Source organism: Desulfovibrio biadhensis (genome assembly GCF_055388615.1).
Map to the genome: position 1 here is coordinate 4,204,626 of NZ_AP042477.1, position 21,062 is coordinate 4,225,687.

Annotated in this window: 17 protein-coding genes and 1 pseudogene; 10 read left to right on the forward strand and 8 right to left on the reverse strand. The window is 52.8% G+C overall.

Going from position 1 to position 21,062, the window contains the following annotated elements; genetic code table 11:
• Window positions 1–5: 5 nt before the first annotated feature.
• Window positions 6–617, forward strand: a complete 612-nt coding sequence (locus ACZ5EH_RS18205) for an FmdE family protein (protein ID WP_464275301.1) — start codon at window positions 6–8, stop codon at window positions 615–617.
• Window positions 618–622: 5 nt separating this feature from the next.
• Here ACZ5EH_RS18205 and tsaA read toward each other — a convergent pair whose 3' ends face one another.
• Window positions 623–1,108: a tRNA (N6-threonylcarbamoyladenosine(37)-N6)-methyltransferase TrmO gene (tsaA, locus tag ACZ5EH_RS18210; protein ID WP_464275302.1), complete on the reverse strand. Its 486-nt coding sequence runs from the start codon at window positions 1,106–1,108 to the stop codon at window positions 623–625.
• A gap of 411 nt (window positions 1,109–1,519) precedes the next feature.
• Here tsaA and ACZ5EH_RS18215 point away from each other — a divergent pair, with 411 nt between their 5' ends.
• A complete protein-coding gene (locus ACZ5EH_RS18215; protein WP_464275303.1) occupies window positions 1,520–3,793 on the forward strand; it encodes a methyl-accepting chemotaxis protein in 2,274 nt (757 codons plus the stop codon).
• 81 nt (window positions 3,794–3,874) lie between these two features.
• Here the strand turns inward: ACZ5EH_RS18215 and ACZ5EH_RS18220 are convergent, their stop codons facing one another.
• Both ACZ5EH_RS18220 and ACZ5EH_RS18225 read right to left on the reverse strand, forming a co-directional pair.
• A complete protein-coding gene (locus ACZ5EH_RS18220) occupies window positions 3,875–4,807 on the reverse strand; it encodes a YceI family protein (protein ID WP_464275304.1) in 933 nt (310 codons plus the stop codon).
• 135 nt (window positions 4,808–4,942) lie between these two features.
• Window positions 4,943–5,683, reverse strand: coding sequence for a DUF3431 domain-containing protein (locus ACZ5EH_RS18225; protein WP_464275305.1), 741 nt, complete (start codon window positions 5,681–5,683; stop codon window positions 4,943–4,945).
• Between the two features lie 38 nt (window positions 5,684–5,721).
• On the opposite strand from ACZ5EH_RS18225, the gene ligA reads away from it, so the two are divergent.
• Genes ligA through ACZ5EH_RS18240 form a run of 3 tightly spaced genes read left to right on the forward strand, consistent with a single transcriptional unit; the run spans window position 5,722 to window position 9,270 of the window.
• Complete coding sequence (ligA, locus tag ACZ5EH_RS18230; protein ID WP_464275306.1) at window positions 5,722–7,803, forward strand: NAD-dependent DNA ligase LigA; 2,082 nt, start codon at window positions 5,722–5,724, stop codon at window positions 7,801–7,803.
• A 35-nt stretch (window positions 7,804–7,838) separates the two neighbouring features.
• On the forward strand, window positions 7,839–8,627 hold the full coding sequence (gene dapB / locus ACZ5EH_RS18235) for a 4-hydroxy-tetrahydrodipicolinate reductase (RefSeq protein ID WP_464275307.1): 789 nt from the start codon (window positions 7,839–7,841) through the stop codon (window positions 8,625–8,627).
• Between the two features lie 34 nt (window positions 8,628–8,661).
• Window positions 8,662–9,270, forward strand: coding sequence for a LysE family translocator (locus ACZ5EH_RS18240; protein WP_464275308.1), 609 nt, complete (start codon window positions 8,662–8,664; stop codon window positions 9,268–9,270).
• Between the two features lie 69 nt (window positions 9,271–9,339).
• Here ACZ5EH_RS18240 and ACZ5EH_RS18245 read toward each other — a convergent pair whose 3' ends face one another.
• On the reverse strand, window positions 9,340–9,948 hold the full coding sequence (locus tag ACZ5EH_RS18245; RefSeq protein ID WP_464275309.1) for a nitroreductase family protein: 609 nt from the start codon (window positions 9,946–9,948) through the stop codon (window positions 9,340–9,342).
• Window positions 9,949–10,024: 76 nt separating this feature from the next.
• A pseudogene (locus ACZ5EH_RS18250) lies at window positions 10,025–11,484 on the reverse strand (RtcB family protein).
• Between the two features lie 695 nt (window positions 11,485–12,179).
• Between ACZ5EH_RS18250 and ACZ5EH_RS18255 the strand changes: the two are divergent.
• Both ACZ5EH_RS18255 and ACZ5EH_RS18260 read left to right on the forward strand, forming a co-directional pair.
• Window positions 12,180–13,430 carry an OmpA family protein gene (locus ACZ5EH_RS18255; protein WP_464275310.1) on the forward strand — a complete coding sequence of 417 codons (1,251 nt, stop codon included), beginning with the start codon at window positions 12,180–12,182 and terminating at the stop codon, window positions 13,428–13,430.
• Between the two features lie 267 nt (window positions 13,431–13,697).
• A complete protein-coding gene (locus tag ACZ5EH_RS18260; RefSeq protein WP_464275311.1) occupies window positions 13,698–14,201 on the forward strand; it encodes an AbrB family transcriptional regulator in 504 nt (167 codons plus the stop codon).
• A 110-nt stretch (window positions 14,202–14,311) separates the two neighbouring features.
• Here the strand turns inward: ACZ5EH_RS18260 and ACZ5EH_RS18265 are convergent, their stop codons facing one another.
• The 3 genes from ACZ5EH_RS18265 to ACZ5EH_RS18275 all read right to left on the reverse strand — a co-directional run bounded on the left by ACZ5EH_RS18265 (window position 14,312) and on the right by ACZ5EH_RS18275 (window position 18,123).
• Window positions 14,312–14,743 carry an ACT domain-containing protein gene (locus ACZ5EH_RS18265; RefSeq protein ID WP_464275312.1) on the reverse strand — a complete coding sequence of 144 codons (432 nt, stop codon included), beginning with the start codon at window positions 14,741–14,743 and terminating at the stop codon, window positions 14,312–14,314.
• Between the two features lie 54 nt (window positions 14,744–14,797).
• Entirely contained in the window at window positions 14,798–16,099 is a 1,302-nt protein-coding gene (locus tag ACZ5EH_RS18270; protein ID WP_464275313.1) for a phenylacetate--CoA ligase family protein, read from the reverse strand.
• Window positions 16,100–16,392: 293 nt separating this feature from the next.
• Complete coding sequence (locus tag ACZ5EH_RS18275; RefSeq protein WP_464275314.1) at window positions 16,393–18,123, reverse strand: dynamin family protein; 1,731 nt, start codon at window positions 18,121–18,123, stop codon at window positions 16,393–16,395.
• A 302-nt stretch (window positions 18,124–18,425) separates the two neighbouring features.
• Here ACZ5EH_RS18275 and ACZ5EH_RS18280 point away from each other — a divergent pair, with 302 nt between their 5' ends.
• Genes ACZ5EH_RS18280 through gpmI form a run of 3 tightly spaced genes read left to right on the forward strand, consistent with a single transcriptional unit; the run spans window position 18,426 to window position 21,056 of the window.
• The gene (locus ACZ5EH_RS18280) at window positions 18,426–19,007 is read left to right on the forward strand and encodes a nitroreductase family protein (protein WP_464275315.1); all 582 of its coding nucleotides are present in this window, start codon (window positions 18,426–18,428) and stop codon (window positions 19,005–19,007) included.
• A 34-nt stretch (window positions 19,008–19,041) separates the two neighbouring features.
• On the forward strand, window positions 19,042–19,506 hold the full coding sequence (rsfS, locus tag ACZ5EH_RS18285) for a ribosome silencing factor (protein ID WP_464275316.1): 465 nt from the start codon (window positions 19,042–19,044) through the stop codon (window positions 19,504–19,506).
• On the forward strand, window positions 19,503–21,056 hold the full coding sequence (gene gpmI, locus ACZ5EH_RS18290; protein ID WP_464275317.1) for a 2,3-bisphosphoglycerate-independent phosphoglycerate mutase: 1,554 nt from the start codon (window positions 19,503–19,505) through the stop codon (window positions 21,054–21,056). The genes rsfS and gpmI overlap by 4 nt, the downstream gene beginning before the upstream one ends.
• Window positions 21,057–21,062 lie beyond the last annotated feature (6 nt).

The window sequence follows — 21,062 nt, forward strand, 5'->3', positions numbered from 1 at the left end:
AAGTTATGGCGTGCTTGCTTACGCAGGATGAGATTCAGGATACGATCCGTTTTCATGGCCATAGTTGTCCCGGCCTGGCTATTGGATTGCGTGCAGCGGAGCTTGCGCGCAGGCGTTGGCCCAATGCATCCGATGCTGAACTGGTTTCTGTAGTGGAAACGGATATGTGTGGTGTTGACGCAATCCAATTCATTCTTGGTTGTACTTTTGGCAAGGGCAATTTGATCCATAAGGATTATGGTAAGATGGCGTTCAGATTTTATTATCGCCCCACAGGTGAAGGGTTCCGGGTTTTGTTGAATCCAGAGATTCGGGCGGACCTGGACGAAGAAATCGGGGCTTTGAACACGAAAATCACTGCTGGTACGGCTGACGAGAGCGACAAGGAGAGATCTGCCTTATTGCAACGCGAAATGAATGAGCGTTTCATGGAGGTTGATCTCGAAGAAATGTTTTTTGTATCTGAACTGGAGCCTGCCCCCCCGCGGGCTGCCGCCATTCTTAAGAGTATGGTCTGTGAGACGTGCGGCGAAAAAACCATGGAATCGCGCACCCGACGTTTTGCCGGGCGCACGCTATGCATTCCATGTTTCCAAAATGTGGAGCAGAAAATTTGAGTCATTCATACGAAGCGGTCATCTGAACGCGCGTTAGCCACATCCTCGCAGTCTTTGCACATCCACCCGGTGCGGACATTATCCCGCTGATCGAACTGCGGAATATAGGGTTTTATGTCCAGGAGAGGGGTACCGTCCAATACGTCCACCCCTCTCAAATGCACCACATTGTCTTCCACACGCACCACTTCTACGATTGATAAACCTATGCGCCCTGGCCTTAGCGGGGAGCGTGTGGAAAACACCCCTCTTGTGTGCGTGTCCATATAGGGCACGACCTCAAGCTTCATTTCTCCTGCTTTGTGAAAGTGATAGAGCAGGTAGACGTGGCTGAATCCCTCCAAGTCCTTGAGGCCGGCGGCATATTCCGGCGCCAACTCTAACGTACCTTCGGTATCCTTTGCGCCTACTGGTTGAATAGGCATGTTTTTCAAATCCTTATAGGGTGTGTGAATTATTCCGATACATGTCAGGTCGATGTGCTTGTTCATTTATAGCTCTCCTTGCATGGGCGGTAGATTACCACGAGGGGCACTCGTACGCCAGGAAGATTAAAATTCCTTTTCTCGACCAAATTATGAGGAATATTAAGAATCGGACAGGTAAATTTGTATATGGCCAAGAGCGGCATGTGTAGTGTCGATGGGCTTCATTACATTGGTGAATGTTATCCAATGGAAAGTTGGCGCTGCAGGCCGCACTACCTTAAAATTATTTGGATATGTGTCCGTCTAAGGTTGCGCCAGGAATAATAAGTGAGTACAATTTGTAACCAAAAAGAAACAAAGTGCATGATCGTATTTATTGCGTTCAACTATGCACTTTATTTGCAGGGGCCTTATGGACTAGGGGCGGTTTGCTCCTTTGTGGGAACTTATAAGCCGCAGGAATCGGAGGTCATAATGCGCATTGGTATTCTTACCAAGCTCGTCGTACTGGGCGTTATCCTGACGTTGTTGCCGCTATTGGCGATATGGGGGATCAACATTTATCAGGGAACGAAGGCGATCAGTTTTGCAGGGGAGGAAACGAGGCAACTGGCCCTGGGTAATCTGGAAAATTCCGTATCCGGAGTCTACTCCATGCTTGTCACGCAGCAGGAGCTGCTTGAAAAAGTCGTGGAAGGCAATCTTAACGTAACTTTCGAGCTCGCCAAGGAGTACGGAGAGGTCCAAATTGGTGATGGCACCTGGGATTGGAAAGCCATCAATCAGTATACAAAAGATGCCACACAAATATCTTTGCCGCAGATGTATATCGGTTCTGACCCGATAAAGCAGCTGAGCGATTTTTCTCAAGCCAGCGCTCTCGTCGATAATATTGGTAAATTGGTCGGCGGTACCTGCACCATTTTTCAGCGCATGGATGACGCCGGAAGCATGTTGCGTGTTGCCACCAATGTTGAAAAGCTGGATGGCACACGCGCCACGGGTACCTATATCCCGGCCGTCAATCCCAATGGTAAGCCGAATCCTGTCATCAAAAAAATCATGGCTGGCGAACGGTTTGTCGGCAGGGCCTATGTGGCGAACGCATGGTATGTCACTGCTTATGAGGGTATACAAGACGCCAATGGAGATATCATAGGCGTTTTGTATTACGGTGTGAGAGAAGACAGCGCCGAAAGCCTGCGCGAGCAGATCCTCAACATTGAGATCGGCAAGAGCGGCTACGTATATGTGCTCGATTCCGATGGGAAAATGGTCATTTCTCCCAAGGGTGAGAACGATGGCGAAAGCGTCATAGACGCCAAGGACGCCAATGGCCAAGCCTATGTTCAGGAAATCGTCAACAAGGCTACGCAGCTTGCTCCAGGTGAACTGGAGAATACTTCGTATACGCTGGAAAAAAATGGCAATGCAGAAGAAATGGTTGCCGAATTCGCCTATTTCAAGAAATGGAACTGGATCATTGTGGCCACTGGCCAGCAAAAAGAACTGTTCAATCTGGTGCGCCGTCTTGAAAAACTGAATCAGAGCAACCTGAATACTGCGGTCATCGTGCTCGTTGTTTCGTTGGTGCTCATTATGGGTATCTGGATTCTTGTGGCGAGACGTTTTGTGAGCCCCATCAAGGACGCCACCATGGTTGCCCATGCGATTGCAGAAGGTAATCTTGATACTAAGGTAAATGTACGTTCAGACGATGAAATTGGCAGTTTGGGTGAATCCTTGAACACCATGGCGCAGAAGCTCAAGGAGACTATGCGCAAAGCCGAGCAGAAGTCCGAGGAAGCCGAGCGGGAAGCAGAAGCCTGCCGTCATGCCAGTGAAGTCGCGGAGGAAGCTGCCCGGAAGGCCGAGGACGCAAAACGGGAAGGCATGATACAGGCATCTGAACGCATTGATGAAGTAGCCAACCGTTTGCAACGTGCGACGGACAGCTTTCTGCAACGGGTGCAGCAGGCAAACGACGGCGCCAGAACACAGTCCGCCCGAGCTGATGAAACTGCCACCGCCATGGAAGAGATGAACACCGCTGTTCTCGATGTCGCACGCAACGCTTCATCTTCTGCAGAGTCATCCGACAAGGCAAAATCCCAGGCGAGTTATGGCTCCGAAGTGGTTAGTCAGGTTGTGGCCGCCATTTCGCAGGTGCAGGACAAGGCCCAGGAGCTCAAGAACAACATGGATGATCTCGATCGCCAGGCCGAAGCCATTGATCAGGTCATGAACGTGATTACCGACATTGCGGACCAGACCAACCTGCTTGCTCTCAACGCTGCCATCGAGGCGGCTCGCGCAGGCGAAGCAGGACGCGGCTTTGCCGTTGTTGCTGATGAGGTGCGCAAGCTGGCTGAGAAGACCATGGCTGCCACCAAGGAAGTTGGCAATACCGTTGCTGGCATTCAGGACAGCACCCGTCAAAACGTGCAGCAGGTGGAACAGGCAGTTGAGCTTGTTGCCCATGCAACTGAATTGGCAGAGAAATCGGGCGGCGCCCTGCGCGAGATCGTGTTGCTCGTGGACAACGTCACGGATCAGGTGCGCTCCATTGCCACGGCGAGTGAAGAACAATCCGCGACCAGTGAGGAAATCAACCGCTCCTTTACCGAGATCAATGATATCTCACAGGAAACCGCGCATATTATGGAAGAAGCTTCTGACGCTGTGGACGAACTCTCCAAGCTTTTGGAATCCTTGCAGCGGATTATCGCTGAATTGCGCAGCGAGTAGAATGTAACACGTATCAACTAACAGGCGCGCAAGCAGGGATTATCTGCTTGCGCGCCTTTTCTTGGTATCAGGTTGGTACTGTCAATCCAGTATGAGACGAAATTCAATACTTATGGTGTCCCACACCAGATGGTAGCTCAGATGGTGGAAAAAACGCGCTGAGCCATAGATCACCCCCCAACGCGTACGGTCCAGGTCAAAATGCGCCATGAAACCCAGGCGCCCATCAGCGACATTGCGCAATTGAGCGTCGAATGCCACTTTGCGCTTCAGGCCCCGGAGCGCCAGTTCCCCCTCTACGGCGAAATTGGCGGTTGTCGCACAGGACTCAGTGATGGGGCGCATTGAGTCAATCGTAAATGTTGCAGTTGGGAACGACTGGGAAAAAAAGAAGTCATCCGACTTCAGGTGCTCTTCCAACACCGGGCGCATGGCGTCCCCTTCCAGGTCATGATTCCGGATGCTATGCATATCAAGCTGGAACTGGCCTTCAAGCTCTTGGCCGTCGCCCCCCTGCTTTTTCTCAAGGTGTCCTTCGCTGACAAGAAGCGTGCCCCAGTGTCTGCCATTGTTGTTGCGCCCTATCCAGGTGAAAGCGCATTCAGCAGGGAGCAGGGTGTAGCGCTCCTGTTCCAAGGTCAGTTCCGGGTGTGGCGCGTCTACTTCGTCAGGAGCTGTGCCTTCCAGGGAGTAGCCGGCATTGCGCCATCCCTCCAGTCCATCGCGATAGATGAAAACATTGCTGAAGCCAGCCTGGAGCAGCTTGTTTGCAGCGCAAAGGCAGTCCTGGGAAAGCGGGCCTGCACCATACAGCGCTATTGGAGTCTCTGGAGTGGCGCCCAGGTCTGTAATTTGCTGCAGAAAATTGACTTCATAGACGCACGCCTGCCTAGCGCCGGGAATGTGTCTTCGTTCAAAATGTTCCGGAGGAAGGGTGTCCACAACCAGATGTTCTTGGGATGAAAGCATGTTCTTCAGTTCGTCGGTAGTTATTTTGGAGGCAATATCAGGCATTTGTACTCCTTTGCAGACGGCGCTGCCGCAGTGGGCGTGTAAAAGAAGATTTATACTCCCATGCTATGCAGAAAAGGTGTGGTTCTGTCTACAAATGGAAAGGTAGCTGGCGCAACTCGCATCGGGGAGTAAAAGCTAGTAGCAGTTTTCGTGCAAGGCGCTGTAGCCATTGAAGATAACAGACCAGAGACGCTCGAAGGCATGGCCGGTGTTGTATGCATCGTTGGGGTCGTCGAGAATGATTTGCAGGGCCCGTTCATAAAGGGCTTTAGGGCGGGAGAGAAGCCGCTGGCGTGAAACAATAAAACAGCCAGCAACGCCTTTGGCGTGGTACCGTTCAGGCACTGTCCCTGAAAAAAGTTTGCCGTATACCTCTCCCACGGGGATATCGCGTCCCCATCCTGCCCATTTTCCTTCATTTTGTGGTGATTTCAGATCATGTGGACGGCCGAGATGGTCACATTTCAATGTGTAGTAGGCCAGCCCTTTAAAGGGGACGCCTTTGGCTGCCAGTCTGCGCAATTCTTGGGCAAGGGCCTGCGCCCCCATGCCTTGCGGCAAGTGCATGAAGGGGGAGCCTTGCAAAAAGGCGGTATGCCCGGGAAAATGGGGATAATGTCTGACTATGTGGTGGAGATAGGTGTGGGATTCGCGGCCGATGTTTGGAAGAGGAATACACGCCGCAGGGCATGGATCCATGGCGTCGCCCTTGTTGTAAACTGTGGCGGGTATGCCGGTTTCCGCTACCCAGGAGACGTCCTCCTTGTAGCGTGCAATGACTAGTTGTAAGGTGTTGCTCTCTGCGGTATCCACAGCCGCGATACTTAAACGAAAGTCGAAGAATGGCAAGATGTGCAATTTTATGGCAACGGTCATGTCGGTCGTAAACCGGTGGCCAAACCAATGAGCTGACAATGGGCGACACGCTGCAGGAACGGGTAGAGCACCTTAGAAAGACCTTAGAGCATCATGGCTACCGGTATTACGTTCTGGATGATCCTGAAATAACGGATGCCGAATACGATGCGCTTTTCCAGGAGTTGCTTGAATTGGAGAAAGCGCATCCGGAATTACGTACGCCTGATTCGCCAACGTTGCGCGTAGGCGGGCGCCCCTTGGATCAGTTTGAACAGCGACGCCACAGCTTGCGCATGTATAGCCTGGACAACGCGTTTTCAGATTCTGAATTCAATGAATTCGTTGGGCGTATACAGCGCGCTTTGCCCCGGAATGTGGAGCGCCTTGGTTTTTGGGTCGATCCAAAAATGGATGGCCTGGCTCTGGAATGTATATATGAGGACGGGCGTTTTGTTGCCGCCATCACCAGAGGGGACGGTGAAGTTGGTGAAGACGTCACCGCCAATTTGCGCACAGTAGGATCGGTCCCCTTGCGACTGCGAGAGACAAAAGCTGGCCTTCCTGCGCGGCTTGAGGTTCGTGGTGAAGTGATTATGCGGCATAAGGATTTTGAGGCGTTGAATCGTCGGCAGTTGGAAGAAGGGGGCAAGGCCTTTGCCAACCCGCGTAATGCTGCGGCCGGTAGCGTGCGGCAGCTGGATTCTCGCATCACCGCAAAACGCCCCTTACGATTTGTGGTGTATGGCGTAGGGGAAGTGGACTGGCCCGAAGCCAGCTGGCAGACGCAGAGCGACATCATGCGTGATCTTGGTGCATTGGGCTTTGCCATACCGCCCCAGGCGGTGTTGTGTGCATCTCCCGGCGAGGTATTGGAGTATTTTCACAGGCTGGAGAAAGAGCGCGCAAACCTCCCCTTTGAAATAGATGGGGTGGTGGCAAAGGTTGATCCTTTGGATGTGCAGCGTGAGCTTGGTTTTACGGCGCGTTTTCCACGTTGGGCCATTGCTCTTAAATTCAAGGCGCATCAGGCCGAAACGAAATTGCAGGAAATTCAAATTCAGGTGGGACGTACCGGCGCTTTGACTCCCGTTGCGATTCTGGAGCCTGTTACCGTTGGCGGCGTAACCATTTCTCGCGCTACGCTGCATAATGAAGATGAAATAGCTGCCAAGGATTTGCGAGAGGGCGACGCAGTCATTGTACAACGTGCTGGAGATGTCATCCCGGAAGTTGTCCGTGTGGTCCGCGAGAAACGACCACAGAATGCCACTGCTTTTTCTTTTCCGGATCATTGCCCCGTGTGCCATGACGAAGCGCCCCGTTTGCCTGGCGAGGCTGTTCGCCGGTGCCAGAATGTCAGTTGTCCTGCCGTCAGACGGCAGAGCATCATTTATTTTGCTTCAAAAGCCGGTCTGGATATCGAAGGACTGGGCAAAAAATGGGTGGAGCAGTTTGTGGACAAGGAATTGCTACACTCTGCAGCTGATCTGTTTACACTTGGCAAGGAAGATATTTTGCCCCTGGATCGCATGGGGGACAAGCTTGCTGAGAACATTGTCAGCGCCATTGCACACGCCAAAGAAACCGCAACCCTGCCAAAGTTTATCCGTGCACTGGGTATTCGCCATGTGGGAGAGCAGACTGCCAAGGCATTGGCCGCCCGTTTTCAGAGCATGGATGCTTTGATGCAAGCTGACGAAACGTCACTCATGCAAGTGGATGACGTGGGGCCTGAAGTTGCCGCGTCTGTGCGCGCTTTCTTCCATGCCGAGAATAATCGCAAGCTGCTTGAACGGTTTCGCGAGCTCGGGCTCTGGCCGCAAGCTGCTAAGTCCCCTGCTGAAAAAGCTTCAGGTGATGCGCCGCTTGCAGGTATGCGCGTTCTCGTTACGGGGGCGCTGCCCGATATGAACAGGGATGAGGTTAAACAACTTCTGGAACGGTCTGGAGCCGCAACCCCTGGTTCGGTATCGAAAAAACTCGATTTCATGGTACAGGGGGAAAACGCTGGCGCCAGCAAACTGGAAAAAGCAGCGGGATTTGGCGTGCCGGTTATTGGCTATCAAAGGTTTTTCGAGCTTCTTGAACAAGGAGAGCGGGAGGCCTTTATAAGGGAAATAGAAAAAATCAAGGGCTGACGCCCTGCAACAGTAATCGTTTTTGGGAGGCAGAAATGAGTGTAGCCGTAGTCATCAACGGAGTTATGGGGCGGATGGGCTCTACCGTTGCCAGTCTGGTAGGGCAGGACCCAAATGTTACGCTTGCTGGAGTGGTTGAGCGCCCTACATGTACAAAGGGGCTTGAAGGGTTTGTCTGCACAAAGGGCACGAGTCTGGATGAAGTATTGCCCGAGGCCAAAGGTGCGGTGATTATCGACTTCACATCGCCTGAAGGGACTGTGGAAACCGCCAGGACCGCTGCTAAGTATGGCAATCCTCTTGTTTCTGGCACTACAGGGCTGAATCCGGAGCAGGTGGCGGTGCTGGAAGAAGCAGCCAACTCCACTCCTGTGCTTTGGGCGCCGAACATGAGCCTGGGCATTAATGTTTTGCTGCAGCTTCTCCCCCGGCTGGTGCGTATGCTTGGCGAAAACTACGATATGGAAATGGTGGAACTGCATCACTCCAAAAAGAAGGATTCACCCAGTGGTACCGCGCTTAAGCTGGCCCAGTGCCTGGCGGAGGCCAGAGATTGGGACCTGGACGAAACTAAGCGTTGTTGCCGTGAAGGTATCATCGGCGAGCGCCCTCATGAGGAAATCGGCATTCAGACCATCAGAGGGGGCGATGTCGTGGGGGTCCACACCATGTATTTTATGGGCCCCGGTGAGCGCATAGAAGTAACACACCAGGCGCATTCCCGTGAGAATTTTGCCCAGGGCGCCATAAGCGCTGCAAAATGGCTGTCAGGGCAAAAGCCTGGCAAGCTCTACGCCATCGCAGATATGCTGGAAAGTTTATAGTATCTGACTTTGTTAGAGCAGGGGAGGTTCGCCCGTGCTCGAGTTTTACTTTAAGGGTTTATTGATAGGGATTGTCATAGCCCTGCCTTTGGGACCGGTAGGGGTGCTGTGTTTGCAGCGCACCATTTCCAGCGGGGTCTTGGCGGGGCTTCTCAGCGGACTGGCTGCAGCCGTTGCCGATTCTTTATATGGCGCGGCCGCAGCCTTTGGTCTGCATTTTATTTCAAGGTTTTTGGACAACCACCATTTCCTCATCCAGATAGCGGGCGGTGTATTGTTGTGCGGCATGGGAGCTTTAATGCTGCGCCGGTACAAACCCGTGGCGGTTGCTGGCGCTGCCTATCACAGGTTGGCTGGCGCCTTTGTTACGGTCTTTCTTCTTGCTCTTACCAATCCCATGACCCTGGCTGCTTTTTTGGCCATATTTGCAGGCTTGGGAGTGGGGCAGGCGCATACACAGGTCGGCCATGCAGCTACTGTTGTGGCGGGCGTGTTTTGTGGCTCCATGCTCTGGTGGATTGCCATCGCCTTTGGTGGGGGGCATTTGCGTCAGAAGGTTATGCACCGTATGCCGCTGATACAACGGTGCTGCGGCGGGTTGCTGCTGTTCTTGGGGGTGGCGGCCGTGGCACAGGCCTTGTAACATGAGGCGGAAAAAGCGGGAGAAACACGGGTTGTGCTTCTCCCGCATGTATTGCAAAGACGCTTCAGGTCAGGGGATGATGATTTCATCCATGCTTTTTCGGGGGCGTTGATCAGGGGCTTCCTCAGGATGCCCTGCTGCCAATAGCGCCACCAGGTCCAGTTCCTGCGGAATTGCAAAGTGTTCCTTCATCTTTTCTTCGTCGTACATACCCATCCAGCAGGTTCCCAGCCCCATGTCGACTGCGCGAAGCATCATCATGGTCATGGCGATGGCGGTATTGATGGCGCTTGCCAGCCTGAGAGTGCTTTGCGGCAGACCGTTCATGCGCTCCATCATTTGTTCAAGATTTGGCACCATGTCGGGGACAAGGGCGCCACTATCCTTCAGATATTTGTACATCTTACGTGAATCATCGACGTATGCGCTGGTATCCACGCAACACAGGAACACAGCGCCTGCGCTGGAGACCCAGCGTTGCCCCTTGCTGCCTTCCGAGGCTATCCAGTCGATCTCCTCGCGCTTTGTTATGACTTTGAAACGCCAGGGCTGGCTGTTCACACTTGAGGGTGCAAGCCGGGCCGCTTCCAACAGTTCTCGAATGCTTTTTTCATCCAAGGGGGCGCCAGTATATTTGCGGATGCTGCGCCGGGCTTCAATGGCTTGTTGTACGTCCATGATCTTCTCCTGAATGGATGTTTCAGATTTTGTGTTCAAATATAAAGGAAATATTCTACGCCAGCTTTTTCGTGCGTCAACCTTTGACGCAGACGATGGGCGCCAATGCCGCAACCTTTCTTGCCAGGCCGGTGGCATGGGCGACCTCTACGACATTTTCCACATCCTTATAAGCGCCCGGAGCTTCCTCAGCAATGCCTCTGAAGCTGCCGGCCCGTATGAAAATACCTTTGCGCTCCAGCTTCGTGGCAACATCGCGAGCCTGAAATTGCTTTTTGGCCTGAGAACGGCTCATTTGCCGGCCTGCGCCATGGTTGGCGGAGGAAAAGGCCTGGGAAGCACTCTCTTTGCAACCTCTGAGAATATGGGAGCGTGTTCCCATACTGCCCCCTACGATCACGGGTTGGCCTGTCATGGAGAATGGCGCCGGCAGTCCGGGAGTTCCAGGGCCGAAGGCGCGTGTCGCGCCTTTGCGATGGACGAAAAGAGTCATTTCCCTGTTACCAACCATGTGGCGCTCTTCTTTGCAGGTATTGTGGGAGACATCATACAGTAAGCTTATTGGGAGCCCAGCATCACCAAAAATCGAAGCAAAGGCCTTGCGCACCAGGTGGGTGAGAACCTGCCGGTTGGCAAGGGCGCAATTGATGCCAGCGCGCATGGCCCCCAGGTATTCCCTGCCAAGCTGTGAACGCAAGGGGGCGCAAGCAAGTTGTGGATCTTGCAACGTGAGCCCGTGGCGTTGCGCCTCTTCCCGCATACGCTGCATATAGTCCTTACCAATCTGGTGCCCCAGTCCACGTGAGCCGCAATGTATGGAGCACACTGCCTGCCCTTTGCGCAGACCGAATATCTCGGCTGCATTCGTATCGAAGACTTCAACCACCTCTTGAACTTCCAGATAATGGTTTCCGGACCAAGGGTGCCCACCTCATTTTTCTGACGTTCCTTGGCTTTGTCAGAAAACATTTCCGGAAGCGCCCCTTGCATCATGCCGTTTTCTTCACAACGTTCAAGGTCGCTCTGAAAACCGAATCCATTGGATACTGCCCAGTGTGCACCGTGGCGCAGCACTGCTTCCATTTCGCGGGTATTGAGAACCAGTTCGCCACCTTTGTCTACGCCAGCCGGAATTGCCTTGAAAAGGGCGTCTGCCAGTTCCTTCTGTTTGTCGCGGATATCCTGGGCGGCAAGTGGGGTGAGCAATGCACGTACGCCGCAAGCAATATCAAACCCTACGCCACCGGCAGAAATGACTCCGCCTTTTTCCTTTGAGAATGCCGCCACCCCACCAATAGGAAACCCATAGCCTGAATGTGCATCCGGCATGGCGTACGCTGCTTCCACTATGCCGGGCAGGCTGGCCACATTTGCCAGTTGGGTGAAAACAAGCTGGTCCAGACCCTGGATAAGCTGTTGGTTGGCAAATAAGAATGCCGGTACAAGCATTTTTCCCTGCCTGGGAATTTTCCATATGTTGTTTTCAATCTGGTTTACTTCAAGGTTTGAATCGGGAGGCCTGAGTGATGAATACATAGGTGAAACCTGGTTCCTTTAACTATGTAGTGCAGTGGTGCTGTACTGTGAAAACACTTTTCAAGGGTTGTATAGTCTATTGATTAATTCTAAATAAAATCTAAAAGTGATGCAAATTATCACCTTTGTCTTGCGGAAAAGTGTGGATGTCGTATACTATGTGTATGTTATGTGCGATTTTGTGGCCAGTAGGTATTGAAAAAATCCTGTCTCGGGGATGCGAATTGTTCCTGTTGTGGACGATTCTATGTTTGGCAGGAGCTTCTCATTATGCGTGAATAGTAAATGCCATGGCCGGTAGTGCTCGTTTTACGGGCGAGGCTGGTCCATTGGAAATAGTTAGTTCGGGGTGGAGGTGTTATATGGCCAGGTCACTTGTTTTGCTTGTGTGTTGCTTGTTCTTGTTCGCTGGCTGCGCCCATCATACGGCGCAAGTGGCGTCTGTTGCATCGCCTGCTGGCGCCATCCAGGGGAAGAAAAATGCCAACGCGGTAAAAGAAGAGCCAGGCATTGCATCTACAGCAGCAAAGACGGACCACAACAAGCGATTGCTTCATGCATTTCGAAATAACCACGGGCAAGTCCGACTAGTGGTTGAATCTTCCGAATCTCTTTCGCAATCCACCTTGCGACAGGCTTTCTCTAATGATTTTGATGCCTTTTATTTACTTCTCAAGGCAGTGCCTGAGTCGGTTGTGAGTATAGAGGTCGCGGCTGCATCCCGCGCCGAAGCCCAGGCGCAGCACATCGCAGACTTTATAGTTTCCAATTGCAATATTGCCCCTCCTCGTATCCAGGTCAAGAATGCTGGCATCACCTTGGAAAAGGGTGCTTTGGCTGCCATCGTCGTCAGTATGCCGCATGTGGCGCCTATTGCTCCATCCGTCCTTGCCGCGGTTAAAGAAGAAGCAAAAACAATCAACGCGTCAACAGAGGGGGCAGCAAGGCATAATGCTCCTGCGGTGACCGCGGATGTTGCTGCATCTGATACATTGACCTTTACCTTTAACTCCGGGCGTTCCAGGGTGCAGGAGCAACTTTCCCCCGCCGTGGCTGCGATTGCCAGGCGCCTTCAGGAAAATCAAACGCTTAATGCTGTGATTGAAGGACATACGGATAATGTAGGGGAGCGTGAGAACAATGAATTGCTGTCCTATCAGCGGGCGTTGGCAGTGCAGATTGCCCTCATTAAGGATTTCGGCATTTCACCTGACCGGATGGAAGTTATTGGCAAGGGGGAACTGGACCCTGTGGCTTCCAATGCAACCAAAGAAGGGCGTTCGTTGAATCGTCGTGTCGTTGTACGCTTCAAGGAAGCCCCCACGCCAGTTGTAGTTGCTAATGCTCCGGAATCTAAAAACAAAGTGCGGCGTAGCACGTTGCGGGTGGCGAACAATGCGCCTGCAATAGCTGCAAAAAATCAAAATGCGGCCATGGATCTGGCTTCGATACCAAAAGCTCATGTAACCTACGAGCAGCTGGGCCCTGTTTCGCAGCGTCCCAAGAAATATAAAGTGGAAATCAGCGTCAGTAAATGCACGCTTTGGCTGTATGAGATTTTGTCAGATGGAAGCAAACGGCTTGTGCGCCCCTTTCAGGTGGCCACGGCTAAGCCTGGCACTCCCTGGCCCAGTGGCACGGGCATGGTCATGGGCATTGATTATGACCCCTGGTGGTATCCAACACAAAACATGAAGAGTAGAGCCCGGCAAATCGGTAAGCGTTTGGTCCCTGTGGCGCCCGGAGCGCCCAATAATCCGATGGGGGCTGTGAAGATAATACTCTCACATGCAAATAATGGCGGCGGATACCGCATTCACGGCACAAACCGGCCTTCCATGATTGGTAAACGAGTCTCATTGGGGTGTATTCGTATGTTCAATGACGACGGTATCGAGTTGGCCAGGACCATTCCCGTTGGCACCGAGGTCGATATCCACTTTTGACCGGATAGAAGGCAGCACCCTCGGTTAGAGGGCGGAAGTCACTCTCTGTAGCTCTCCGTTTTTTTCCCGACACCCTGGTCGGTTCAATCTTTACGGTACCTGTAAAGGGGCTGTGAGGCTTTTTGTGTTTTTATCGGTAAGGCGTTCGGTATTTTCAAACAGGGAAAATCGCATTGCAGGGCAACAACTCTAGGCGTAGGATGCTCTCGCTTTTACGGAAAAAGGCAAGGGTTCAAAAACACTATTAATTCTCGGTTTGGTCTGACAATGCATCAACTCATAAATCTTGCAATAATTTTAGGAGTGGCCTTTCTTGGTGGCTGGGGCGTCAGCCGTTTTAATATCCCGGGTGGAACGATAATAGGCGCCATGCTCAGTGTCATCATTGTGAAGCTGATACTTGGGGAGCCAATGGCCCTCCCCAAGCAGTGGCCTTTTGTCCTTGAGGTTATAGTAGGCGCAGCAGTGGGGGTAAGCTTTTCCCCGAATATGCTGCATCAGCTAAAGTTTTTTGCGATTCCAATTCTGAGTTCAGCTTTGTTGCTTATCCTTCTGGGAAGTTGCATGGCCATTTTGTTTTCAAAATATTGGGGCATGGATCTGACTACCGCTTTCATCAGCACCAGCCCAGGAGCAATGACCGCCATGACCGGCATGGCCGGTGGTCTTAATATCGACTTGTTCCTGGTACTGACCTTTCACATTACCCGCATTATTCTGGTTGTTCTGCTTGCCCCTGTGCTTTTGAAGTTGTGTCGCACGCTGCTTTAAGTATCCGCGAATAAAAAGGCAGATTAACTAACGTTCAAAAAAGACGGGCCTTGCAGGTATTGCTGCAAGGCCCGTTGATTATTCCGGCTGTGCTGGTGTCCGTAAAGGAATCAGATGCTGTAAATATCCTTGCCGGGCACGATGGGAATATCGTTGCGTTGCAGGATTTCAATGGCCTGATCTGTACGGTCGAAGCGGAAAATGAGAATGGCGTTTTCACCGCTCTGTTGCACAAAAGCGTACATGTACTCGACATTAACGCCTTCTTCACTGAGTACGCTGAGAATGTGAGCCAGACCACCGGGCTTGTCCTGCACCTTTACGGCAACAACGGTGGTGCGTCCGACGGTAAAGCCGTTATCCTTGAGCGCGGTTTTGGCCTTTTCAATATCCGTTACAATGAGGCGCAGGATACCGAAGTCCGATGTGTCTGCCAGGGACAGGGCGCGGATATTGACTTTGGCCTCGGCCAAGGTGCGGGTAACTTCTGCAAGACGTCCAGCCTTGTTTTCCAGGAATATCGAGATTTGTTCCACTTTCATGGCGTTCCTCGCTTTTTCATGCTCTGCTTCAAGTGTTATCTGGCCAGGGCAATTTTATTGGTTACGGTTGTCTATAACACGTTTGGCCTTGCCGATCGAACGTTCGATGGAATGCAGTTCCACAAGTTTGACCTTGGCCGTGACGCCCAGAAATTCCTTGATGGTTTTCTGAATCTGCTTTTCTTTAAGCTGTAGTTTTTTGACTTCGTCAGAAAACATGGATTCACTGACTTCCACCTGAACCTCGAGGTTATCGAGATTGCCTTCGCGATTGACGATGATCTGGTAGTGAGGCGAAACGCCTTCGGCTTCCAGCAGAATGCTTTCGATCTGGGACGGGAAGACGTTGACCCCGCGTATGATGAGCATGTCGTCACTGCGCCCCATAATCCGGCTCATGCGTACGATAGTACGGCCGCAGATGCAGGGGGTATAGTCGAGGGACGTCATGTCGCGAGTACGGTAGCGAAGCAGGGGAATGCCTTCCTTGGTCAGGGTCGTGAAAACGAGTTCGCCTTCTTCGCCAGGAGGGAGCGGTTCTCCCGATTCGGGGTCGATGATCTCAGGCAGAAAGTGATCCTCGAAAATGTGCATACCGTTTTGCGCTTCGACACACTCCATGGAGACGCCGGGGCCCATGACCTCAGAGAGTCCGTAAATGTTCGTGGCCTTAATGGCGCATTTGGTTTCGATTTCCCGCCGCATTTCATCCGTCCAGGGCTCAGCGCCGAAGATGCCGACTCTGAGGGGCAGGCTTTTAAAATCAATGCCGACTTCCTGGGCCGTTTCCGCCAGGAACAGCATGTAGGAAGGCGTGCAACAGATAGCTGTGGCGCCGAAATCCCGGAGAAGAGATACTTGGCGTTTGGTAGCGCCCCCAGACATGGGCACAACTGTGGCGCCCAGGCGTTCTGCACCATAGTGGGCGCCAAGACCGCCCGTAAAAAGACCATAGCCATAGGCGTTGTGGATTACGTCACGCGGCCCCACGTCTGCACAGCCAAAGGACCTGGCTATACATTCGGCCCAGTTTTCCAGGTCGCGCTGGGTGTAACCGACCACGGTTGCCTTGCCTGTGGTGCCGCTGGAAGCGTGCAGCCTGACAATGCTTTCCTTGGGCACGGCAAAAAGGCCGAAGGGGTAATGGTTGCGAAGGTCCTGCTTTTGAGTGAACGGGAGCAGCTTGACGTCGCTCAGCGTGCGGATGTCACCGGGGGAGACCCCCATTTCATCCATTTTTTTACGATAAAAAGGGACGTTGGCGTAAACCCGCGTTACCAGGTTCTGCAAGCGGCGCAGTTGCAGTTGCTCAAGGTCTTCGCGCGGCAGGGTTTCCATTTTCTGATTAAAGATCATGACGGTGTGTCTCCTCCCCTCAGGGTCGAGTGGGCTGGCGCCCAGTGGCAGTTTATCCTTGGCCTGCAGGCCGAATGACGGGCAGAGGTATTTCATATTACGGGAGACGCAACGACGCAACCATTCCCGTTTACTGCAAGGTCAGCCCGGTATCGGCTTGCCTTGATTACGTCAGTGTGAAACTGAAAGCAGGATATCTTGTTTTTCCATTATAATAGACTCTTATTAAGGTCCTGCCTCAATCGCGCAGAGGGGTCAAGGGCATCACCCGCTTTACATAAAAGCAAGGCATCTCACTCCTTCAAAGAGTCCAGGCGTTCATGTTCCTTTGCGAGCTGTTCGCCCAGGGCTTTTCTCTTTTCATCCAAAAGGCGCAGGGTTTCTTCCCGTTCATCAATATTTTGGAAGAAGGGGGCAAAAATTTGGACGAGATCGTCGAAAATGGCCTGGGTTCTGGCGGGTAAAAGATCGGAGAGTTGTTCGTCGAACTGGTCACGCCCGTCTTTGAAACCTTTCTTAAAGGTTTTAACGATGGACCCGCGTTTGAACGCCAGGGTATTGATGGCCAGCAATGCCCCAATTGTGGCGAATACACCGCCTGTGACATCAAACACTACAATGTGTGTTGCGCCAGCGATAATCGCACCAATAGCCGTGATAAAGCCCCCCATGACAGTGCGGTCGCCAATGCTGCGCAACACCTGCGGGGTCAGCTTTTCGCCTAAGCTTGCATCACTGAGCAATGTTTTGAGTTTGGCGATGACCTCATCTATGACTTCCAGCCTGCGCCCGGCAATGGCTGGCACGTTAACATCCGTGCTGCCAAAGGAAGCCAAGGCTCGGCCGCCGCGTAAATCGTCCAGAAGAGCCTGCATGGAGGCCACCGTGGTGGCTGTCACGGCTTGCGCACCTTCTCGGGAAAGGGCTTCCGCCTTGAGCGCCAACTGTGTGGTGAAACGCTCGTTGAGATCGTTCATCCAGTCCTTGAAGGAATTCTTTCGATGCAAAAAGCCGGAAAAGGAGTTTTTGATGAGATTGAATACATTCAAGCCGTTTTCAAATTCTTCTATGGCCTGCTCAGCCTGCTTATCGTAAGCCTGTAGCAATCTGGCTTTCAGGGCGTCCATTTCCCTGTCCGCGGACTGTTTTGCCTGCTCCAGCCGGTCGATGATCCGCTGTTCTTCTATTCTGTCCTGCTCTAGAGCATTTTGCTGACGGGACAATTCTGCGCCCGCATTATCCAGGATTGTCTGGGCGGTCACGAGCAGGGATTCCATCTTGAGCACATAATGACGCCCGCCTGTGATGGTTGCGCGGATGAAGTCCCAGAGTTCGGCCATGCCGCTGTCGTCATGTGTTTCGACTTCCTGCTTGGCGGAGACGGCAAAGATGCGCGGCGCTTCAACACCGCGTTCGGCTGCGTATTCGGCCACGCGACGGCGGCTGGTTTCCAGTTCTTCAGGGGTGGCGCGGTCGGCCTGTTGCAGGACAAAAACGATTTTTTTGTGCCAGGTTGCGTGCACCAGGTTGAAGAAATCCCAGGCGGACTTAACGTAGGGGTTGAGGGCAGGAAAAACAAAGATCACGAGGTCGCTTTCCGGAATGAAGCGTTCCGTGATTATTTGATGCCCCTGGATGATGCTGTTGGTGCCGGGCGTATCTACAATGGCCACGTCTTTGAGTATGTCCACAGGAAGGAATACTTCCTTGAGATATTCGTTGACACGTCGTTCGGAACGTTCCTCTCCGTGTGTGATCTTTTGAATCACATCGGTGCAGGGGTCTGGTGCAACGCGGCAAATATCTTCGCCAAGGAGGGCGTTGATGAAACTGCTTTTACCGGCCTTAACCTCGCCCACAACGACGAACAAAAAAGGCTGGTTCAGGTTGGTTATGAGTTTGGCTGCCGCCTCCCTGTGGTCTTGGGCGCCCAGTTCAACGGCCAATTCATGAAGTTGGGTAAAAAGAGATGAAACATCGCCCTTGAAGCGGCTGTACGCCTGTTTCATGATCGTGGGCTGCATCGGGTGCTTCGCCTCCGCAATAGTATCTATTGAACGACGTGAATACCCTGTGTCAGGTTGGGTATGCTTGCATAGCATGAGCCGAGCGGCTTCGCAAAGGATTAGAGGAGGCTGTCTTGGTTTTTAGGAGGGGAAAACAGCAGTTTGGAAATCTGTATTGTATGTGGTGGCTGCATTGCAAGGATGCGGTGATTGCTTTATGAGTATGACCACGAAATGGCCGGGTATGGCATGGCAAATGGATGCTTTACCTTTTTTTAACCGTTTTTGCCCCTGGGGACTTTTTGCCAGGAGGGTATTCAATGAATTTTCGCGACCTGGTGCTTAAAACGCGCAGCTACCGACGCTTTTTGGAAGATGAACCTGTTCCCATGGAGACGCTTGAATCTCTTGTGGACCTTGCTCGCTGCACTGCATCGGCCGCAAACTTTCAGCCGCTCAAATATGTTTTGTGCTGTGAGAAAGAAAAGAATGCCGCAATATTTCAAAGTCTGGGATGGGCGGCTTATTTGGCTAAATGGCCTGGTCCCAAAGAGGGCGAACGCCCTGCTGCATATATTGTGATTTGTCTGGACGAAAGTATAACCGACAAGGTTATCTGCGACCAGGGTATCGCAGCGCAGACTATCATGCTAGGTGCTACGGAACTGGGTTTGGGCGGTTGTATTCTAGGCTCTGTCAATCGTGAAAATCTTAATGCTGTCCTGGACCTGCCGCCCAATATGCGGATTCTCCTGGTGCTTGCCTTGGGCCGCCCTGCAGAGCGTGCGGAGATTGAACCCCTTGGTGAAGAGGGCTCCATAAAGTATTATCGTGATGACAAAGACGTTCACAAAGTGCCAAAACGAAGCTTGAAAGATATAATTCTGGCGCAGTACGCATGAAGCGTGCATTTGCCGGGTAAAAAACAAGAAGCAAATGAATAACGACATCGAAAAGAATCAGGAAAATCCTTTGGAGAAGGCCCACTTTTACGCCGGATGCCTGGAAGAAAAACAGGCTTCCGACATTTTAGGCCTGGATCTCCAGGGTCTTAGCTCCACAAGTGAAGCCATGCTGGTGGCCACAGCCCGCAATGTCCGCCATTCCCAGGCATTGGCGGATGCACTCATGAAATGCGCCTCCGAGCGTAAAGACGAAGTGTTGGGTATAGAAGGCTACAAGACGGGGCAATGGGTCCTGGTGGATATGAACGACGTGGTCGTGCACATTTTCCAGCGGGATGTCCGGGGGTACTTCAATCTCGAGGGACTTTGGGCCCAGGCGCCCGTTTTTTTTCAGCCGGAGGATTCCGCGAGTGGACTGTCGCCTTCTCCGGACTCCAACGCTTCTGAAGACGAGTCCCACTACATGGATGAGGATGAGGAGGGCGACGTTTCATGAGTAAGCCAACACCGACCATGCTGCTGATCCTCGATGGCTGGGGAAAAGCGCCAGAAGGGCCGGGCAATGCAGTCACTCTGGCCAAACCAGAGAACTTGCAGGATATATGCAGCCGATTTCCTGAAACCAGCCTGCTCTGCAGCGGCAGAGCCGTGGGGTTGCCTGACGGGTTTATGGGCAACTCTGAAGTAGGGCACATGAACATCGGTGCAGGGCGCATCATCTATCAGGATATGACGCGCATAGATATGGCCATCGAAGATGGTTCCTTGAAAGAAAATGCTGTGCTCCTTGATCTTGTTGAAAAAACAAAACAAGCGGGGGGGCGCCTGCACTTTATGGGGCTGATTTCCGACGGAGGTGTGCACAGCCACGTCCAGCATCTTCATGCGTTGCTTGAAATAGCCAAGGCTCACGGTGTTGCCGCTGTCATCCATGCCTTTCTGGACGGGCGCGATACGCCGCCGCGCAGTGGAAAGGGCTATGTGCAGGAACTGCAGGACCACCTGGACAAGATAGGGTATGGCCGCATCGCCACCGTAGTGGGACGTTACTACGCCATGGATCGCGACAAACGCTGGGAGCGCAATGAACTCGCCTACCATGCCCTCACTTTGGGGTGCGGTGAGCACGCTCCGGATGCAGTGCAGGCCGTGCAGCAGGGGTATGATGCCGGTGAAAATGACGAGTTCGTCAAACCGCGTGTTATTGTGGATGAAGGCGGTACGCCTGTCGGCCCCATCCAGGATGGCGACGGACTGTTTTTCTTCAATTTTCGCGCAGACCGGGCACGTCAGATCAGCCGGGCTTTTTTTGAGGAAGATTTTCCCCATTTTACGCGGGAAGTCAGGCCCAATCTGGCCGGATTTGCCACAATGACGGAATACGAAAGCTCATTTGGACTGCCTGTGGCATTTTCTCCGGAAGATTATGCAGGCACTCTGGGCGAAGCCGTTGCCGCTCTCGGGTTGGAACAGCTACGCATAGCCGAGACCGAGAAGTATGCCCACGTGACCTACTTCTTCAACTGTGGTCGCGAGGAGCCCTTTGAGAAAGAAGAGCGGGTGCTCATTCCTTCGCCCCGAGAAGTGGCGACCTATGATCAAAAGCCGGAGATGAGCGCCCTTGAGGTTACAGACCGTTGTCTTGAGCAGTGGGAATCCGGGCGGTACTCTCTGGTTGTCTGCAACCTGGCCAACCTCGACATGGTAGGGCACACGGGGTTTATTGACGCGGCAATCAAGGCCTGCAAGACCGTGGACTCCTGCGTGAAACGGCTGGTGGACACGGTGCTTGAATCCGGGGGGCGCGTGCTGCTGACTGCGGACCATGGCAATGCCGAGGAAATGCTGGACAAGAATGGCGAGCCCCAGACGGCGCATAGCAAGAATCCGGTTCCCCTGGTGCTGGTGGATGCGCAGTACGAAGGAAAAAAGGACGGCGTCCTTCGCAAGGAAGGAAAGTTGGGGGATATCGCCCCCACCATTTTGCAACTATGGGGCAAGGATTTGCCGCAACCAATGACCGGCCAGAGTCTTCTGGCGGAGTAGATGAGG